Raw genomic sequence first — 14,601 nt, 5'->3', positions numbered from 1 at the left:
CGCACGCGTGCCCGGACGGCGATCGGCCGGGCAGCCGGAGACGACTAGGAGCGAGCAGTGCTGAGCGGGTTCAAGGACTTCATCCTTCGCGGGAACATCGTGACGATGGCCGTCGGTCTGGCCGTCGGATCGGCGTTCACCGCCGTGGTCACCGGCTTCAGCACCGCCTTCATCACACCGCTCATCGGCCTCGCCACCCGGTCGACGGGCGACTTCACCACGGCGACGTTCAAGGTCGAGGGCGTCGAATTTCCCTACGGGAAATTCATCAGCGCGGCCATCGCCTTCCTGATCACCGCCGCGGTGCTCTACTTCCTCGTCGTCATCCCGATGATGAAGGTGCAGGCGCGGCTCGACCGCGACAAGCCGGTCGACATCAAGGCCGCCCTGCGCGACTGCCCCCGCTGCTACACCCAGATCCCGGGCATCGCCACCCGCTGCGGGCACTGCACCAGCGAGCTGGAGCCCGACCCGAAGGCCCTGGAGCTCGCGGGACTGCCCGCGCCGCGCTGACCCACCCGTACGGCGTAGGGCGCCCTCCAGCGCGTGCAGGGGAACCAGCGGTCCTCGTCTGGCGTTGACCAGTACGGGAGCGTCCACTGGAAAGTGGAAGGACCATCAGGCAAAGGGTTCCCCTGCCGTACCACTTGGAGGGCGTACCGTGCACCGCCGGCACAACGGGTTGAGGACTGTCGTCCTTCTCGGAGGACTGTCCGCGCTCATCATCGTCATCGGCAGCTTCTTCGGGCGTACGGGGCTGATCGTCGCGCTGTTCGTGGCGCTGGGCACCAATGCCTACGCGTACTGGAACAGCGACAAGCTGGCCCTGCGGGCCATGCGTGCCCGCCCGGTCAGCGAATTCGAGGCTCCGGCGCTGTACCGGATGGTCCGCGAGCTGTCGACGGCCGCGCGCCAGCCCATGCCACGCCTGTACATCTCGCCGACCCAGGCACCGAACGCCTTCGCGACCGGCCGCAACCCGCGCAACGCGGCGGTGTGCTGCACGGAAGGGATCCTTCAGATCCTCGACGAGCGCGAGCTGCGCGGCGTGATCGGCCATGAGCTCAGCCATGTCTACAATCGGGACATCCTGATCTCCTCAGTCGCCGGAGCGCTCGCTTCCGTGATCATGTTCCTGGTCAATTTCGCCTGGTTGATCCCGGTGGGCCGGTCCAACGACGACGAAGGACCGGGCATCGTCGGCATGGTGCTGATCATGATCCTGGGGCCGCTCGCGGCCTCCGTCATCCAGCTGGCGATCAGCCGCTCGCGCGAGTACGAGGCGGACGCGTCCGGCGCCCAGCTGACCGGCGACCCGCTGGCCCTGGCCAGCGCCCTGCGCAAGCTCGACGCGGGCACCAAGCAGCTGCCGCTGCCGCCCGAGCCGCGGATCGAGACCGCGAGCCACATGATGATCGCCAACCCCTTCCGCCCGGGGCAGGGCGTCTCCAAGATGTTCTCGACACATCCGCCGATGGCGGAGCGTATCGCCCGACTCGAACAGATGGCAGGTCGCCGCCCATGAAGACAATCCTGAACGTCATTTGGCTGGTCCTGTGCGGCTTCTGGATGTTCCTGGGCTATCTGCTCGCGGGCGTCCTGCTCTGCATCACGGTCATCGGCATCCCCTTCGGCCTGGCCGCCTTCCGTATCGGCCTGTACGCGCTCTGGCCGTTCGGGTACACGGTCGTGGAGCGGCAGGACGCGGGCGCCGCGTCGTGCATCGGCAATGTGCTCTGGCTGATCCTGGCGGGCTGGTGGCTGGCGCTCGGCCACATCGTCACGGGGTTCCTGCTCTGCATCACGATCATCGGAATCCCGCTGGGCATCGCGAACTTCAAGCTGATCCCGGTCTCGCTGCTCCCGCTGGGCAAGCAGATCGTGCCGACGGACCAGCCGTTCTACCGGTAGCCGGACCAGGTTTTCCACAGGCAGCCGACCGAGAACACGCAGGTCAGAGTCGTCCGGGGCGAGCTCCGGACCGATTGTCAGTGGCGTGGTCCACCATGGAGCCATGACCGAGAACGAGATGGCGTCCCGGACTTTCCCCGCGGGGTTCAGCGGCCGAATATGAGGCCGCGGCAGCCGTAGCGCGCCGTGGCCTGTCGCCGCGGCCCGTGCGGCCTCAGCGCCGCCGCACGGCGTACGCGACCGCCCCCACGGCCAGCACCGCGCTACCCGCCACCACCGACGACGGCGGCAGCGCGAAGGCAAGCAGCAGGCACCCGGCCAGACCGCAGGCCGCGAGCAGCCGCCCGCCGCGGCCCGGACCGAGCGTCCAGGCCGACGCGTTGGCGATCGCGTAATAGACGAGCACGCCGAACGACGAGAAGCCGATCGCCCCGCGCAGATCGGCCGTCGCCGCCAGCACCGCCACCACGGCGCCCACCGCGACCTCCGCCCGGTGCGGCACCCGGAACCGGGGGTGCACGGCGGCCAGTGTGCCCGGCAGATGGCCGTCCCTGGCCATCGCGAGGACCGTGCGCGAGACCCCGAGCACCAGCGCGAGCAGGGACCCGAGCGCGGCAACCGCCGCCCCGGCCCGCACCACCGGCACCAGCGCCGGCGCGCCCGCCGCCCGCACGGCGTCGGCGAGCGGCGCCATCGCCCGCCCCAGCCCGTCCGCACCCAGTACGGAAAGGACAGCGACCGCGACACAGACATAGACGGCCAGCGCGATGCCCAGCGCCAGGGGAACGGCGCGCGGGATCGTCCGGGCCGGATCGCGCACCTCCTCACCGAGCGTGGCGATCCGGGCGTACCCGGCGAACGCGAAGAAGAGCAGCCCCGCCGCCTGGAGCAGCCCCGCCCCGCCCCCGGACAGCCCGACGTCCAGGTGCCCGGCGGCGGACGACCCCAGGCAGGTCGCCACCACCGCCGCGAGGACCGCGAGCACCAGCGCCACGATCGCCCGCGTCAGCCACGCCGACTTCTGCACACCCCCGTAGTTCACGACGGTCAGCGCCACCACCGCCATGACCGCCACCAAGTGGGCCTGCGCCGGCCAGACGTAGGCGCCCACGGTCAGAGCCATCGCCGCACACGAGGAGGTCTTGCCGACGACGAACGCCCAGCCCGCCAGATAGCCCCAGAACGGCCCGAGCCGCTCCCGCCCGTACACATAGGTGCCACCGGACGCGGGATAGCGGGCGGCGAGCCGTGCCGAGGCCATGGCATTGCAGTACGCGACGGCCGCGGCCAGCGCCAGCGCGGCCAGCAGCCCGGTCCCGGCCACCTTCGCCGCGGGGGCGAGCGCGGCGAAGACCCCGGCCCCGACCATCGAGCCGAGCCCGATGACCACGGCGTCGAAGACGCCGAGGGTGCGGCGCAGTTCCTGTGTCATGCGCCGCACCCTAGCCACCGGTGCAACCGCGCTCCGGAGGGAGTACGTCTTCCCGTACGCCATGGCATAGGACGACACCGTACGAAAGGCAGGTTCAGGACATGGGCATCGTCAGCTGGATCATCCTCGGCCTGCTCGCCGGAGCAATCGCCAAGATCCTGCTCCCCGGGCGGGACCCGGGCGGTCTGATCGGCACGACGGTCACAGGGATAGCGGGTGCGTTCGTCGGCGGCTGGATCTCGGCCCGCTGGCTGGACCGCCCGGTCGCCAACCACTTCTACGACGGCGCCACTTGGGCGGCGGCGGTCGGCGGCTCACTCGTGCTGCTGATCGCCTACCGCATAGTCTTCGGCAACTCGCGCGACCGCCGCTGAGGCGCCGACCCAGGGTGCGGCCGGACCGTCACCCGGTCAACCGGTCGGCTGCTCACGCCTTCAGCCCGGTCTCGCGGAGGGTCAGGTTGAGGCGGCCGCCGGGCAGGCCGGTCATCGCCGGATCGCCCGTGCCCGGGAGGACCTTTGGTACGCCGTGGTAGGCGAAGCGCGAGGGGCCGCCGAAGACGAAGAGGTCGCCCGAGGCCAGCTCGACATCGGAGTAAGGACGGCCCCGGTCCTCGGTGTTGCCGAAGCGGAAGAGGCAGCTGTCGCCGACGCTCAGGGAGACCACGGGAGCGCCGGACCGCTCGTCCTTGTCCTGGTGCATCCCCATGCGCGCGTCGCCGTCGTAGAAGTTGATCAGGGCGGTGTCGGGGGAGTAGCCGTCCCCGGCGGCGGGGTCGTCGTACGCGGCGGCCACCGCGGCGCGGCCCAGTGCGGCGAGCCAGTCGGGGAAGGGGGCGACGGGGCGGCCGTTCACGTCGTCGGCGGTGCGGGTGTACCGGTAGGGCTGCCAGTGCCAGCCGACGCAGACGGTCTGCACGGACATGACACCGCCGCCCGGCAGCACGGTGTGCCGGATGGGGACGGGCCCCCGCGCCCACTCCCGGCAGGCCGCCACGAGCTCCCGCTGCCGTTCGGGCGGGAGCCACCCCGGCACGTGCACGGCGCCGGGTGCGACGACGGTGCGCGGCCGGGGGAAGAGGGCGTCGCTCATCTGCCCGGGCCGGCGAGGCTACTGGGGCTACTGGGGCTGCCGGGTGTCGCCATCAGGGCCCCTTCGAGCCCCAGCAGGCGCTCCTTGCGCTCCAGGCCGCCCGCGTACCCCTTCAGGGTGCCGTCGGAGCCGATGACACGGTGGCAGGGGCGTACGACGAGCGCGGGGTTGCGGCCGATGGCGGTGCCGACCGCGCGCACCTTCACCGAGGAGGCACCGATCCGGCGGGCGATCTCCCCGTACGAGGTGGTGGCGCCGTACGGAATGGAGTCCAGCTCCGCCCATACCTGGCGCTGGAACTCGGTGCCAGTGCCGGGCGCGTACTCGATGTCGAAACGGGTCAGCTCGCCGCCGAAGTACGCCCGCAGCTGGCGGGCGATCTCCTCGAAGGCCTCCGGCGCCCGCCGCCAGCCGTCCCGGACGACGGCCGCGCCCTTCTGGCCGGGCATGGAGAGCGAGGCCAGCGCGGTCCCGCCCTTCGCGGTGGCTGACTCCGCACCGACCAGGAGCAGTTCGCCCAGCGGGCTGTCGAGGGTCGCGTAGACCGTCATCGCACGTTCCTTTCCTTGCGACGAGTCCTCACGTACGCGTTCTCACGCATGAGTCCTCGTGTACGAGTCCTCACGTACGAGACCGAGTCTGCGACCCCCGTCCGGCCCGCGCTGGCGGAAATCGGACAGCACGTCCGAGGGGTCAGCGGTAGTTCACGAACTGCAGCGCGAAGTCGAAGTCCTTGCCCTTGAGCAGGGTCTGAACGGCCTGGAGGTCGTCGCGGCTCTTGGAGGAGACCCGCAGCTCTTCGCCCTGCACCTGCGCCTTGACGCCCTTGGGGCCCTCGTCGCGGATGACCTTGGCGACCTTCTTGGCGTTCTCCTGCGAGATGCCCTCCTCGATGGAGGCGAAGATCTTGTACTCCTTGCCGGAGAGCTGCGGCTCGCCGGCGTCCAGCGCCTTGAGCGAGATCCCGCGCTTGACCAGCTTGGTCTGGAAGACGTCGAGGATCGCGTTGACGCGGTCCTCGGAGTTGGCCTCCATCAGGATCTTCTCGCCGGACCAAGAGATCGACGCGCCCACGTTCTTGAAGTCGTAGCGCTGCGAGATCTCCTTCGCCGCCTGGTTGAGGGCGTTGTCGACCTCCTGCCGCTCGACCTTCGAGACGATGTCGAAACTGGAGTCGGCCATGTCCTGTGGCTCCTTGGATCGGGTGCGTGGGGGTACGGCCTGGCTGCCGAACCACTGCCCCAAAGCCTAGCCACCCGGGCCCGCGCGAAGCGCTGATCAACCGGGTGGCGAAGCACCCCCGGGTATCAGGTATCGTTTACGTCGTTGCCAGGGAGCACCGCGAAAGCGGGACCTCCACCGGCGACATCCCATGGCGGTGTGCCCGAGTGGCCAATGGGAACGGACTGTAAATCCGTCGGCTTAGCCTACCCAGGTTCGAATCCTGGCGCCGCCACACTGGGTGAGACCCCCTCGCATCTGCGGAAGCGCAGATGCGAGGGGGTTTTCTCGTTGTCCGCCCGCGATCTCTCGGCGGGAACGCAAGTGGGTGAAGTCTCTCACTCCGCGGCCCTCGGATCCGGGGCCTGACAGGGCGGGTGGGGCGGTGTGGTGCGGGCTGCTGTCGACCGTCCCGCTCAACCGGCTGGTACGTGACGGACGCGCTCCAGCGTCCCGGTGATCCGGTACCCGGTCTCCTCGACCGCTTCCGCACGCCGACGTTGTACGCAAGCGGTCGGCACAGCATGCGGAATTGCTGAATCCGATTCTCTTCCTCGGCCTTCCTCGGCCTTCCTCAGTCTTCCTCGGTCTGCCTCTGCCTCTCCTCTGCCTCTGCTTTTCGGCCCATCGACTTCTCCATAGGTACCCCGCCCTTAAAGCAGACAAGGCGGGCGCGGAACGCAGCCTGCCTCCCTCGGACGACATTTCTGTGGGGTAAGAAGCGTCTCGTATTGGTGAAATGCGCGTTATGTGGCCATGGCGAAGGGTGGCGATTGGAGAGGCGGGTCCGGTGCGGGCCGTCCGTGTGTTTCGGGGGCGGCAGACTTTCTCCTGGCGTCGGGCTGTAATCGCGGCCTGACGTTCCGTGCCGCCAGGCGGTGCGTTGTGAAGGGATATGTCTTTACATACGCCAACTCGGCGGGGCGCGTTACTGCACCACCAGCAACGTGAGGAGGAGGGTGCACGTCTGTGACGTGCGCTGATTCATTCATGATGAGTTCTGTCATCCAGGATGCCGGCGCCCACTACATAGCCGAGGTGATGTTCGCGATCTCCGCTGTGGTTGTCGGGGTGCTGCGATCCGTGTGGCGTCGAAGGCCACGAATGGTCCGGCACGCGGGAGGCTCGTCTTCCGAAGGGCCGCTCGAAGGGCTACCGGCTGCTTCGCGACTGTGCGCGACTGAACGCGACTCTCTGCCGAATGCGTCGTCCAAAAGACGACAGGGGGAGTCGTCATGAAGACGACACGTGCCGCACGGCGTGCGCAGTATCCCGAGGCGGAGTACAACCGGGACCGGGCATGGGGGCGGTTGCTGGAGTCTCCGGGCGGGGTCCGGCGGCATTCCCAGCCGGGGAGTTCGGAGTCCACGCCGACGCTGCTGGAGGTGGCCCGCGCTTACGACCGCATCTGCCAGCGGGCTCGCGGGATAATCCAGCCCGACGTCGAAGAGACGGACATTCTGGCGACGCTCCTGGTTATCCGTATGCTCCGGGACAAGTTGGAAAGCGATGAGCTTCAGCTGATCTCCCTGGCGCGGACCAAGCGGATCACCTGGGAGCGCATCGCCGACGCTCTGGAACTGAGCGGTCGCCAGTCGGCAGAGCGCCGCCATCTCCAATTGACCCGCGCGCACAGGCGCGCCGACGGCACTCTGCCTCGTACGCAGAGCGAGCGGGTGGAGTCCGTCCGCGAGCATCGCAGCCGGCGCGCGGAGCGGGATTGGGCGCTGCGCCACGGAGAGCTGATCCGGGACCTGGCCGTTCGGCTCGCTTCTGTCGAAGGTCTTCAGGCGCGCGTCGACCGATCACACGAAGCCCGGATACTCACCGCCCTGGAGGACTCCCGGGAAGGGGGGCCACAGGAACACAGAACGGCCATGCGGCTTGTGTGGCCGCAGGCGCTGTCGGACTGGCTCATCGAAGACGAAAGGTTTCGCACTACTCCACAGGAGAGCGAGGAGTCGGCGGCCGACCCTGCCTGGGAGCGCCAGCAGCAGGAGGCCAACATCCTGCACCAGCTGCTTGGATTGATCAGCTATGCCACCAACCCCAGGAACATCGATCTTTCGGATCGTCCGGATCTGTTCCAGGAAATCGTCAGGGTCCGTGGCGAGTATCAGCAGCAGACCAGGATCCGTCGCTAGCGGACGAGCGCGGTGCCGGTGTTCGGGCTTGAGGGAGGGTCGGGCGCTGGGTGGGGAGAGACCGGCGAAGCGAGATCCGGGGCGGCTGCGGGCCATGGGAGCAGAAACGATCGAGCCATGGCGCAAAGCACCGGGTGAGGGGTCTGGCGTGGGCGGTGGCCAGGACGGACATCCGTCGGCTTAGTCGACCCGGTTCGACGTTCGAATCCTGGTGCCGCCACGCGATGCAAGACCCCCAGGCCCCCGCGACCCCCGTCGAATTGCGGAAACGCAGCCCGGCGGGGGTCTTTTCGAATCCTTCGCCCTCAGTTCCCCGCCACGTCCTTGACCGCCACCGTCACCGGCACCGACCCGCTGATCGCTTCCAGCGTCAGGCCCGCCGTGGCGGGGGTGTCGATGAGTTCGGCCAGGAGGGCGGCGACGTCGTCGCGGGGGATGGGGCCGCGGCCCGTCGACGCGGCCAGCGTGATCAGGCCCGTGCCGGCGTCGTTCGTCAGCATTCCGGGGCGCAGGATCGTCCAGTCCAGGCCGGGGCGGGCCCGTACCGCCTCGTCGGCCGAGCCCTTGGCGCGCAGATACGCGTCGAAGACCTCGTCGCCCTCGTGGCGCGGGTCCGCGCCCATCGAGGAGACGACCACGTACCGGCGTACGCCCGCCCGCTCCGCCGCGTCGGCGAAGAGGACCGCGGCCGCCCGGTCCACCGTTTCCTTGCGCGAGGCGTCGCTTCCCGGGCCCGCGCCCGCCGCGAACACCGCCGCGTCCGCGCCCTCCAGGGTGGCCGCGACCTCGTCCACGGACGCCGACTCCAGGTCGAGTACGACGGGCTCGGCGCCCGCCTTTCGCAGGTCGTCCGCCTGTTCCGGCTTGCGGATGACGCCCGCGACCTCGTCCCCGCGCGCCGACAGCAGCCGTTCGAGCCGCAGCGCGATCTGACCATGGCCTCCTGCGATGACAATGCGCATGCTCACGACCGTACGCCGGTGGGCCGCCCGGCGCGCCCCCGGCGAGCCCCTTCGGGCGCCCAAGCCCCGCCCGGCCGGCGCCGTCCGGCCCGCGTGCCCGCCCCGCCCGCCCCTCCGGGCCCCCGGGGGCGCCTCACCCGCCGGAGTCCGGCCGCCCCTGCCGCGGCAGGTCCAGCGCCACCGCCGCCGCCGAGTCGCAGTACTCCCGTACCGCGCTCGTCCGGGCCACCACCCGGCCGCGGTGGATCACGATGCGGCTGTACGCGAGGGACAGCACGCCCGCGATGCGTTCGCCGCGTACCGCCAGGAGCTCCGCAGGGAAGCCCGCCTCCACGCGGACCTCGGGCAGGCCCATCGCCTCCCGGGCGGCTGTGCTCACCGCGCCGTACGCGTCCTCGGGGCGCAGGCCCGCCTGGGAGGCGAGGAGGTACGCGGCCTCCAACGGGTCGCCCCGGCCCACCGGGTTGGCGAGGTCGCGCAGCGCGCCGCTGCCCGCCGCCACGCGCACGCCCGCCGCCTTCAGCATCCGTACGGGCGGCATGCCCTGACGGGCCGTTCCCTGACGTTCCGTCATGCCGCAACCGCCCTGCGGCAGGCAGACCACCGCGACGCCCGCCGAAGCGAGCTGGTCCGCCGCCCGCGCCGCCGCCTCGCGCGGCAGCCGGGACAGGCCCGCGCAGGGGCCGATCGCCACGCCCGGGCGCAGCCCGGCGGTCATCGCCGCGAGCCGGGCCAGCCGCGCCGGATCGTCGCCGTCCGTGTGCAGGTCGACCGCGCAGCCGTGCTCGGCGGCGACCTCCAGGACCGCCTCCGTGTACCCGGCCGGGTCCGGATCGAGGTCCGGGCAGCCGCCGACCACCGACGCGCCCATCTTCACCGCGTCCCGCAGCATCGCGAGCCCGTCCGCGCCCGCCGCGCCGGTCAGCAGCCGGGGCACCGCCACCACGTTCAGCTCGGCGAGCCCGCGCAGCGAGCGGCGGGTCTGCAGGGCGGCCACCAGCGGCTCCAGGCCCCGTACGTCGTCGATCCGCACGTGCGAGCGCAGCGCCGTCGCGCCGTGGCCGAGCTGGAGCAGGGCGGCCTCGGTGGCGCGGCGCTGGACGTCCTCCGCCGCGTACGAGACCGGGCCCTCGGGGCCGAACGCGGTCAGCGCCGTGTCGCTGTGCGCGTGCGGCTCGACGGGGGCCGGGAGCAGCAGGAAGCCGTTCAGGTCGACCTTGGAGAAGTGCGCGGCGAGGCTGCCCGCGGTCCCGACGGCCTCGATGCGGCCGCCGCCGAGCCGGACGTCCACGGTCCGGCCGTCGGCGAGCCGGGCGCCGGACAGCAGGAGCGTGGTGGCGGCCTCGGCGGGGCCGTCCCCGGTGCCGGGCGAGTGGGCCGGATGCGACTGGCTGTCGGACATCGCGCTCCAGGTGGTCCTCGGGGCCCCGCGGGGCCTTCAGGGCAAGATCACGCAGCGTGAGCCGAGCCTAGGGCCTGTCCGGTGGATCTGGTCGGCACGCGAGGCCCTGACACGCCCTCCCCCAAGGCCTTGAGGGCCAGGGGGGACCCCCAGCGGCGTCGTGTCGGTTGCCATGGCTCCGCCATGTCGCCCTCCTCCGCCTTGCAGCATTGGGGCTCCCCTGCTCGAACGAAGTCGAGAGCTTGGGGAAGCACCAGACAGCCGCTCACCAGCACCGAGACCGCACTCCGGGCCGATACCACCAGACCCACCGGACAGACCCTAGGGGCGCGCCCCGCGCGCATCGAGGAGGAGCGCAATAGTCGTACCGGTGTGGCCACGAGTGGCGTACGTGACAGTTGGGGCGGGCCGTGCGGAAGCGGTTCGCGATCACATCCCACCCGCCCCCGGACCTCCATGGGCCCCCTGCGGGAGCCGCCCCGTGACGGCCGTCCGACGGCTCCACGACGGCCCGGCGAAACGGATTTGGGCGATCGGCAGCCGACCGTGTAATGTCTTCATCGCTCGCCCCAATAGCTCAGTCGGTAGAGCGTCTCCATGGTAAGGAGAAGGTCTACGGTTCGATTCCGTATTGGGGCTCTGGTGAGAGGGTCCCCGCCCACAAGCGGGGACCGGATCATCAAAGCGGTGTAGCTCAGTCGGTAGAGCAAGCGGCTCATAATCGCTGTGTCACCGGTTCAAGTCCGGTCACCGCTACTCCAAGTAGCACCAGTAGCCGATTGTGGGGTCGGTCTCCCGATCGGCTACTCTTTTATGCGTTCACCCGTCTACCTGTCCGTCAAGGAGCACTCACGTGGCTGCCACCGACGTCCGCCCGAAGATCACGCTGGCCTGCGTGGAGTGCAAGGAGCGGAACTACATCACCAAGAAGAACCGGCGTAACAACCCGGACCGACTTGAGATGAAGAAGCACTGCCCGCGCTGCAAGTCGCACACCGCGCACCGCGAGACCCGCTAATCACGGGTTTAGCACTCAGGCTCGTACGAGAGGCCGTTCCCTGTTCCGGGGAGCGGCCTCTCGTCGTATCACGTTCCGTAGATCACCAAGCAGGAGGTTGCGAGCCCATGGCGCTCGACCAGTCCTTCGTGGGGCGGACCTATCCGCCCACCGCGCCGTACGAGGTCGGCCGGGAGAAGATCCGCGAATTCGCCGAGGCCGTGGGGGACGCCAACCCCGCGTACACCGACCCGGAGGCCGCGAGGGCGCTCGGGCACCCCGATGTGATCGCGCCGCCGACCTTCGTGTTCGCCATCACGTTCAAGGCGGCCGGCGATGTGATCCAGGACCCGCAGCTGGGCCTGGACTACAGCCGGGTCGTGCACGGCGACCAGAAGTTCGCGTACAAGCGCCCGGTGCGCGCGGGGGACCGGCTCACAGTGACCTCCACCATCGAGGCGATCAAGTCCCTCGCGGGCAACGACATCCTGGACATCCGCGGTGAGGTCCACGACGAGGCGGGCGAGCACGTCGTGACCGCCTTCACCAAGCTCGTGTCCCGCGCGGCCGAGGGGGAGTGACGATGAGCGCCAAGATCCGTTACGAAGACGTGGAGACCGGCACCGAGCTGCCGGCGCAGTCCTTCCCCGTGAGTCGCGCCACACTCGTGCAGTACGCGGGCGCCTCGGGCGACTTCAACCCGATCCACTGGAACGAGAAGTTCGCGAAGGAGGTCGGGCTGCCCGACGTCATCGCGCACGGCATGTTCACCATGGCCTCGGCGATCCGGGTGGTCACCGACTGGGTGGGCGACCCGGCGGCGGTCGTCGAGTACGGGGTGCGCTTCACCAAGCCGGTCGTCGTGCCGAACGACGAGGCGGGCGCGCTCGTCGAGGTCAGCGCCAAGGTCGCGGCCAAGCTGGACGACGAGGCGAAGACGGTCCGGGTCGACCTGACGGCGATGAGCGCGGGCCAGAAGGTCCTGGGCATGTCGCGCGCGGTGGTCGCGCTGGCGTGAGCCCGTGCAACGGCCGCCGGGGGTGGAGAACCTCGGCGGCCGTTCTTCGGGGTTGCAAAGTTAGTTATTAGCCACTAACTTTAGATCCATGGTCAGGATGAGTGCGGAGGAGCGGCGCGAGAGCGTCGTGCGGGCGGCGATGAGTGAGTTCGCTCACCGCGGCTACTACGGGACGTCCACCGCGGCGATCGCCAAGCGGGTGGGTGTCTCGCAGCCGTACCTGTTCAGGCTCTTCCCGAACAAGCCCGCGATCTTCCTCGCGGCGATGCACCGCTGCATGGAGGACACCGTCCGGATGTTCGCCGAGGCGTCCGAGGGACTCCACGGCGAGGAGGCGGTGCACGCGATGGCGAACACGTACACCAAGGTCATCGCGGAGGAGCCGGAGCGGCTGCTCATGCAGATGCAGGTGTACGTGGCGGTCGCCGCGGCCGAGGCGGCGGGCGACCGGACCTTCGGCGAGGCCGTCCGGCGGGAGTGGATGGAGCTGTGGGACGCGGTGAGCATCCCGCTGGAGGGCTACAAGGACACCACGACGTTCCTGGCGTACGGGATGCTGATCAACACGCTGGTGGCGATCGGGTTCCCTCCCGAACACCGGGTGTGGGAGGAGATCTATCCCTCCGCACGGGCGAAGGGGCGGCTGGAGAAGTAGCCGCGCGGCTGCCCGGGGAGTGCGCGCAGGGGCACACGCATGGGCTCGAAAGTTAGTAACTGATAACTAACCAGACTGGGGAAGCGGGGAAGCGATGTCCGAGCAGCAGAAGCAGAAGCAGCGCGAGCAAGGGCCTGACCAGGGGGCCGAGCAGGGAACGGCCCGGCGTGGGGGCGCCGTGTGGGCGCTGGTGATCACCAGCATCGCCGGGTTCATGGCGGCGCTCGACAACCTCGTCGTCACCACCGCCCTGCCGTCGATCCGCGAGGACCTGGGCGGGGCGCTGGACGATCTGGAGTGGACGGTGAGCGCGTACACCCTCACGTTCGCCGTGCTGCTGATGTTCGGCGCGGCGCTGGGGGACCGGTTCGGGCGCCGCAAGCTCTTCCTCACCGGGCTGACGATCTTCACCGGCGCGTCCGCCGCGGCGGCGCTGGCGCCCGGGATCGACGGGCTGGTCGCGGCGCGGGCGGTCCAGGGCGTCGGCGCGGCGATCATGATGCCGCTGACGCTCACGCTGCTCACGGCGGCGGTGCCGGCCGCGAAGCGGGGCCTGGCGTACGGGATATGGGGCGGGGTCAACGGCCTCGCCGTCGCGAGCGGGCCGCTGATCGGTGGCGCGCTGACCGAGCACTTCTCCTGGCAGTGGATCTTCTGGCTGAACGTTCCGCTCGGGGTGCTCGTGCTTCCGCTGGCGCGGCTGCGGCTCGCGGAGTCGTACGGGAGCGGGGCCCGGCTGGACATCCGCGGCACGGTGCTCGCCAGCGGGGGGCTCTTCGGGATCGTGTACAGCCTGATCCGGGGCAACGTCGACGGCTGGAGCAGCCCGACGGTGCTGACGGGGCTCGTGGCCGGTACGGCGCTGCTCGGCGCCTTCGTCTGGCACGGAACCGTCAGCGAGGCGCCGCTGCTGCCGATGCGGCTGTTCCGGAGCCGGGCGTTCGCGGCGATCAACCTGTCCAGCCTGCTGATGTACGTGGGGATGTTCGGCTCGATCTTCCTGCTCAGCCAGTTCCTGCAGGGCGTGCTCGGCTACTCGCCGACCGAGGCGGGGCTGCGGATGCTGCCGTGGACCGCCATGCCGCTGCTGGTTGCGCCGGTCGCGGGCATCCTGTCCGACCGGATCGGGGGACGGCCGGTGGTGGCGGTGGGGCTGGCGCTCCAGGCGATCGGGCTCGGGTGGTTCGCCCTGATCATGTCGCCGGACGTGTCGTACGGGGCGCAGCTGCCGGCGCTGGTGGTCAGCGGGGTCGGGATGGCGCTGTACTTCGCGCCGGCCGCGAACCTGGTGATGTCGAGCGTGCGGCCGTCCGAGCAGGGGATCGCGTCCGGGGCGAACAACGCGCTGCGGGAGGTCGGCGGGGCACTGGGTGTCGCCGTCCTGGCGGCGGTGTTCTCCGCGCAGGGCGGGTACGGGTCGGCCACCGCGTTCGTGGACGGGCTGCAGCCGGCGCTGTGGGTCGGGGCGGGAGTCGTGGGGCTGGCGGCGGTCAGTGCGGTGTGTCTGCCGCGGGTGTCGGGTTCGGGTTCCTCCGGTGCGGAGGGCGTGGGGGACGCGGACACCGGGGCGGCTCGGGAGGATGTGCTGGTGGGGTGACACGGTGGCGGGGCGGGGTTTGTCCCCCGCCCCGCCCCTTCCCGAAAGTCCTCTGGCGGACGGCCGGGGGGCGGAGGGGGTGGGGGGGGGGGGGGGGGGGGGGGGGGGGGGGGGGGGGGGGGGGGGGGGGGGGGGGGGGGGGGGGGGGGGGGGGGGGGGGGGGGGGGGGG

General features: G+C 70.5%; 16 protein-coding genes and 3 tRNA genes. 13 read left to right on the top strand and 6 right to left on the bottom strand.

From position 1 onward, the window contains the following. Positions 1-57: 57 nt before the first annotated feature. The 3 genes from ACZ499_RS39280 to ACZ499_RS39270 all read left to right on the top strand — a co-directional run bounded on the left by ACZ499_RS39280 (position 58) and on the right by ACZ499_RS39270 (position 1,911). Positions 58-513, top strand: coding sequence for a large conductance mechanosensitive channel protein MscL (locus ACZ499_RS39280; RefSeq protein ID WP_468681903.1), 456 nt, complete (start codon positions 58-60; stop codon positions 511-513). A 148-nt stretch (positions 514-661) separates the two neighbouring features. After that, positions 662-1,525 carry a zinc metalloprotease HtpX gene (gene htpX, locus ACZ499_RS39275; RefSeq protein ID WP_468681900.1) on the top strand — a complete coding sequence of 288 codons (864 nt, stop codon included), beginning with the start codon at positions 662-664 and terminating at the stop codon, positions 1,523-1,525. After that, positions 1,522-1,911, top strand: a complete 390-nt coding sequence (locus ACZ499_RS39270) for a YccF domain-containing protein (protein WP_468681898.1) — start codon at positions 1,522-1,524, stop codon at positions 1,909-1,911. The genes htpX and ACZ499_RS39270 overlap by 4 nt, the downstream gene beginning before the upstream one ends. A gap of 214 nt (positions 1,912-2,125) precedes the next feature. Here the strand turns inward: ACZ499_RS39270 and ACZ499_RS39265 are convergent, their stop codons facing one another. Then, complete coding sequence (locus ACZ499_RS39265; RefSeq protein WP_468681896.1) at positions 2,126-3,343, bottom strand: APC family permease; 1,218 nt, start codon at positions 3,341-3,343, stop codon at positions 2,126-2,128. A 101-nt stretch (positions 3,344-3,444) separates the two neighbouring features. On the opposite strand from ACZ499_RS39265, the gene ACZ499_RS39260 reads away from it, so the two are divergent. Further along, positions 3,445-3,717, top strand: a complete 273-nt coding sequence (locus ACZ499_RS39260; protein WP_468681894.1) for a GlsB/YeaQ/YmgE family stress response membrane protein — start codon at positions 3,445-3,447, stop codon at positions 3,715-3,717. A 52-nt stretch (positions 3,718-3,769) separates the two neighbouring features. On the opposite strand, the gene ACZ499_RS39255 is transcribed toward ACZ499_RS39260, so the two are convergent. The 3 genes from ACZ499_RS39255 to ACZ499_RS39245 all read right to left on the bottom strand — a co-directional run bounded on the left by ACZ499_RS39255 (position 3,770) and on the right by ACZ499_RS39245 (position 5,617). Then, positions 3,770-4,435 (bottom strand): alpha-ketoglutarate-dependent dioxygenase AlkB family protein, encoded by a 666-nt coding sequence (locus tag ACZ499_RS39255; protein ID WP_468413931.1) that lies wholly within the window; start codon positions 4,433-4,435, stop codon positions 3,770-3,772. Further along, entirely contained in the window at positions 4,432-4,986 is a 555-nt protein-coding gene (locus tag ACZ499_RS39250) for a methylated-DNA--[protein]-cysteine S-methyltransferase (protein WP_468681891.1), read from the bottom strand. The genes ACZ499_RS39255 and ACZ499_RS39250 overlap by 4 nt, the downstream gene beginning before the upstream one ends. A 142-nt stretch (positions 4,987-5,128) precedes the next feature. After that, on the bottom strand, positions 5,129-5,617 hold the full coding sequence (locus tag ACZ499_RS39245; RefSeq protein WP_385545135.1) for a YajQ family cyclic di-GMP-binding protein: 489 nt from the start codon (positions 5,615-5,617) through the stop codon (positions 5,129-5,131). A gap of 192 nt (positions 5,618-5,809) precedes the next feature. Here ACZ499_RS39245 and ACZ499_RS39240 point away from each other — a divergent pair. Together ACZ499_RS39240 and ACZ499_RS39235 are read left to right on the top strand one after the other, a co-directional pair. Beyond that, positions 5,810-5,891, top strand: a tRNA-Tyr gene (locus ACZ499_RS39240). A 1,000-nt stretch (positions 5,892-6,891) separates the two neighbouring features. Further along, positions 6,892-7,800: a hypothetical protein gene (locus ACZ499_RS39235; protein WP_468413927.1), complete on the top strand. Its 909-nt coding sequence runs from the start codon at positions 6,892-6,894 to the stop codon at positions 7,798-7,800. 305 nt (positions 7,801-8,105) lie between these two features. Here the strand turns inward: ACZ499_RS39235 and ACZ499_RS39230 are convergent, their stop codons facing one another. Continuing rightward, positions 8,106-8,762, bottom strand: coding sequence for an SDR family oxidoreductase (locus ACZ499_RS39230; RefSeq protein ID WP_468681890.1), 657 nt, complete (start codon positions 8,760-8,762; stop codon positions 8,106-8,108). A gap of 133 nt (positions 8,763-8,895) precedes the next feature. Continuing rightward, the gene (locus tag ACZ499_RS39225; RefSeq protein WP_468681889.1) at positions 8,896-10,164 is read right to left on the bottom strand and encodes an amidohydrolase family protein; all 1,269 of its coding nucleotides are present in this window, start codon (positions 10,162-10,164) and stop codon (positions 8,896-8,898) included. A gap of 566 nt (positions 10,165-10,730) precedes the next feature. Between ACZ499_RS39225 and ACZ499_RS39220 the strand changes: the two genes are divergently transcribed. The 7 genes from ACZ499_RS39220 to ACZ499_RS39190 all read left to right on the top strand — a co-directional run bounded on the left by ACZ499_RS39220 (position 10,731) and on the right by ACZ499_RS39190 (position 14,431). Continuing rightward, a tRNA-Thr gene (locus ACZ499_RS39220) sits at positions 10,731-10,803 on the top strand. 44 nt (positions 10,804-10,847) lie between these two features. Then, positions 10,848-10,920: transfer RNA gene (locus ACZ499_RS39215), tRNA-Met, on the top strand. 97 nt (positions 10,921-11,017) lie between these two features. Continuing rightward, positions 11,018-11,182, top strand: a complete 165-nt coding sequence (gene rpmG / locus ACZ499_RS39210; protein WP_158989327.1) for a 50S ribosomal protein L33 — start codon at positions 11,018-11,020, stop codon at positions 11,180-11,182. A 107-nt stretch (positions 11,183-11,289) separates the two neighbouring features. After that, positions 11,290-11,742 (top strand): FAS1-like dehydratase domain-containing protein, encoded by a 453-nt coding sequence (locus ACZ499_RS39205; RefSeq protein WP_468681887.1) that lies wholly within the window; start codon positions 11,290-11,292, stop codon positions 11,740-11,742. 2 nt (positions 11,743-11,744) lie between these two features. Beyond that, positions 11,745-12,179 carry a MaoC family dehydratase gene (locus ACZ499_RS39200; protein ID WP_283142079.1) on the top strand — a complete coding sequence of 145 codons (435 nt, stop codon included), beginning with the start codon at positions 11,745-11,747 and terminating at the stop codon, positions 12,177-12,179. Positions 12,180-12,267: 88 nt separating this feature from the next. Continuing rightward, the gene (locus ACZ499_RS39195) at positions 12,268-12,834 is read left to right on the top strand and encodes a TetR/AcrR family transcriptional regulator (protein ID WP_468681884.1); all 567 of its coding nucleotides are present in this window, start codon (positions 12,268-12,270) and stop codon (positions 12,832-12,834) included. Positions 12,835-12,928: 94 nt separating this feature from the next. Then, complete coding sequence (locus ACZ499_RS39190; RefSeq protein ID WP_468681882.1) at positions 12,929-14,431, top strand: DHA2 family efflux MFS transporter permease subunit; 1,503 nt, start codon at positions 12,929-12,931, stop codon at positions 14,429-14,431. Positions 14,432-14,601 lie beyond the last annotated feature (170 nt).

The sequence above is a fragment of the Streptomyces sp. NPDC031265 genome, assembly GCF_055570295.1.
This window is presented reverse-complemented; position numbering and strand designations above follow the sequence as displayed.

Excerpts from the sequence above, each read along its gene's own strand:
- ACZ499_RS39260 (WP_468681894.1), top strand. The coding sequence starts at position 3,445 with ATGGGCATCGTCAGCTGGATCATCCTCGGCCTGCTCGCCGGAGCAATC.
- ACZ499_RS39200 (WP_283142079.1), top strand. The coding sequence starts at position 11,745 with ATGAGCGCCAAGATCCGTTACGAAGACGTGGAGACCGGCACCGAGCTG.
- ACZ499_RS39195 (WP_468681884.1), top strand. The coding sequence starts at position 12,268 with ATGGTCAGGATGAGTGCGGAGGAGCGGCGCGAGAGCGTCGTGCGGGCG.
- ACZ499_RS39245 (WP_385545135.1), bottom strand. The coding sequence starts at position 5,617 with ATGGCCGACTCCAGTTTCGACATCGTCTCGAAGGTCGAGCGGCAGGAG.
- ACZ499_RS39265 (WP_468681896.1), bottom strand. The coding sequence starts at position 3,343 with ATGACACAGGAACTGCGCCGCACCCTCGGCGTCTTCGACGCCGTGGTC.
- ACZ499_RS39225 (WP_468681889.1), bottom strand. The coding sequence starts at position 10,164 with ATGTCCGACAGCCAGTCGCATCCGGCCCACTCGCCCGGCACCGGGGAC.
- ACZ499_RS39235 (WP_468413927.1), top strand. The coding sequence starts at position 6,892 with ATGAAGACGACACGTGCCGCACGGCGTGCGCAGTATCCCGAGGCGGAG.
- ACZ499_RS39250 (WP_468681891.1), bottom strand. The coding sequence starts at position 4,986 with ATGACGGTCTACGCGACCCTCGACAGCCCGCTGGGCGAACTGCTCCTG.
- ACZ499_RS39190 (WP_468681882.1), top strand. The coding sequence starts at position 12,929 with ATGTCCGAGCAGCAGAAGCAGAAGCAGCGCGAGCAAGGGCCTGACCAG.
- ACZ499_RS39255 (WP_468413931.1), bottom strand. The coding sequence starts at position 4,435 with ATGAGCGACGCCCTCTTCCCCCGGCCGCGCACCGTCGTCGCACCCGGC.
- ACZ499_RS39230 (WP_468681890.1), bottom strand. The coding sequence starts at position 8,762 with ATGCGCATTGTCATCGCAGGAGGCCATGGTCAGATCGCGCTGCGGCTC.
- ACZ499_RS39270 (WP_468681898.1), top strand. The coding sequence starts at position 1,522 with ATGAAGACAATCCTGAACGTCATTTGGCTGGTCCTGTGCGGCTTCTGG.
- ACZ499_RS39205 (WP_468681887.1), top strand. The coding sequence starts at position 11,290 with ATGGCGCTCGACCAGTCCTTCGTGGGGCGGACCTATCCGCCCACCGCG.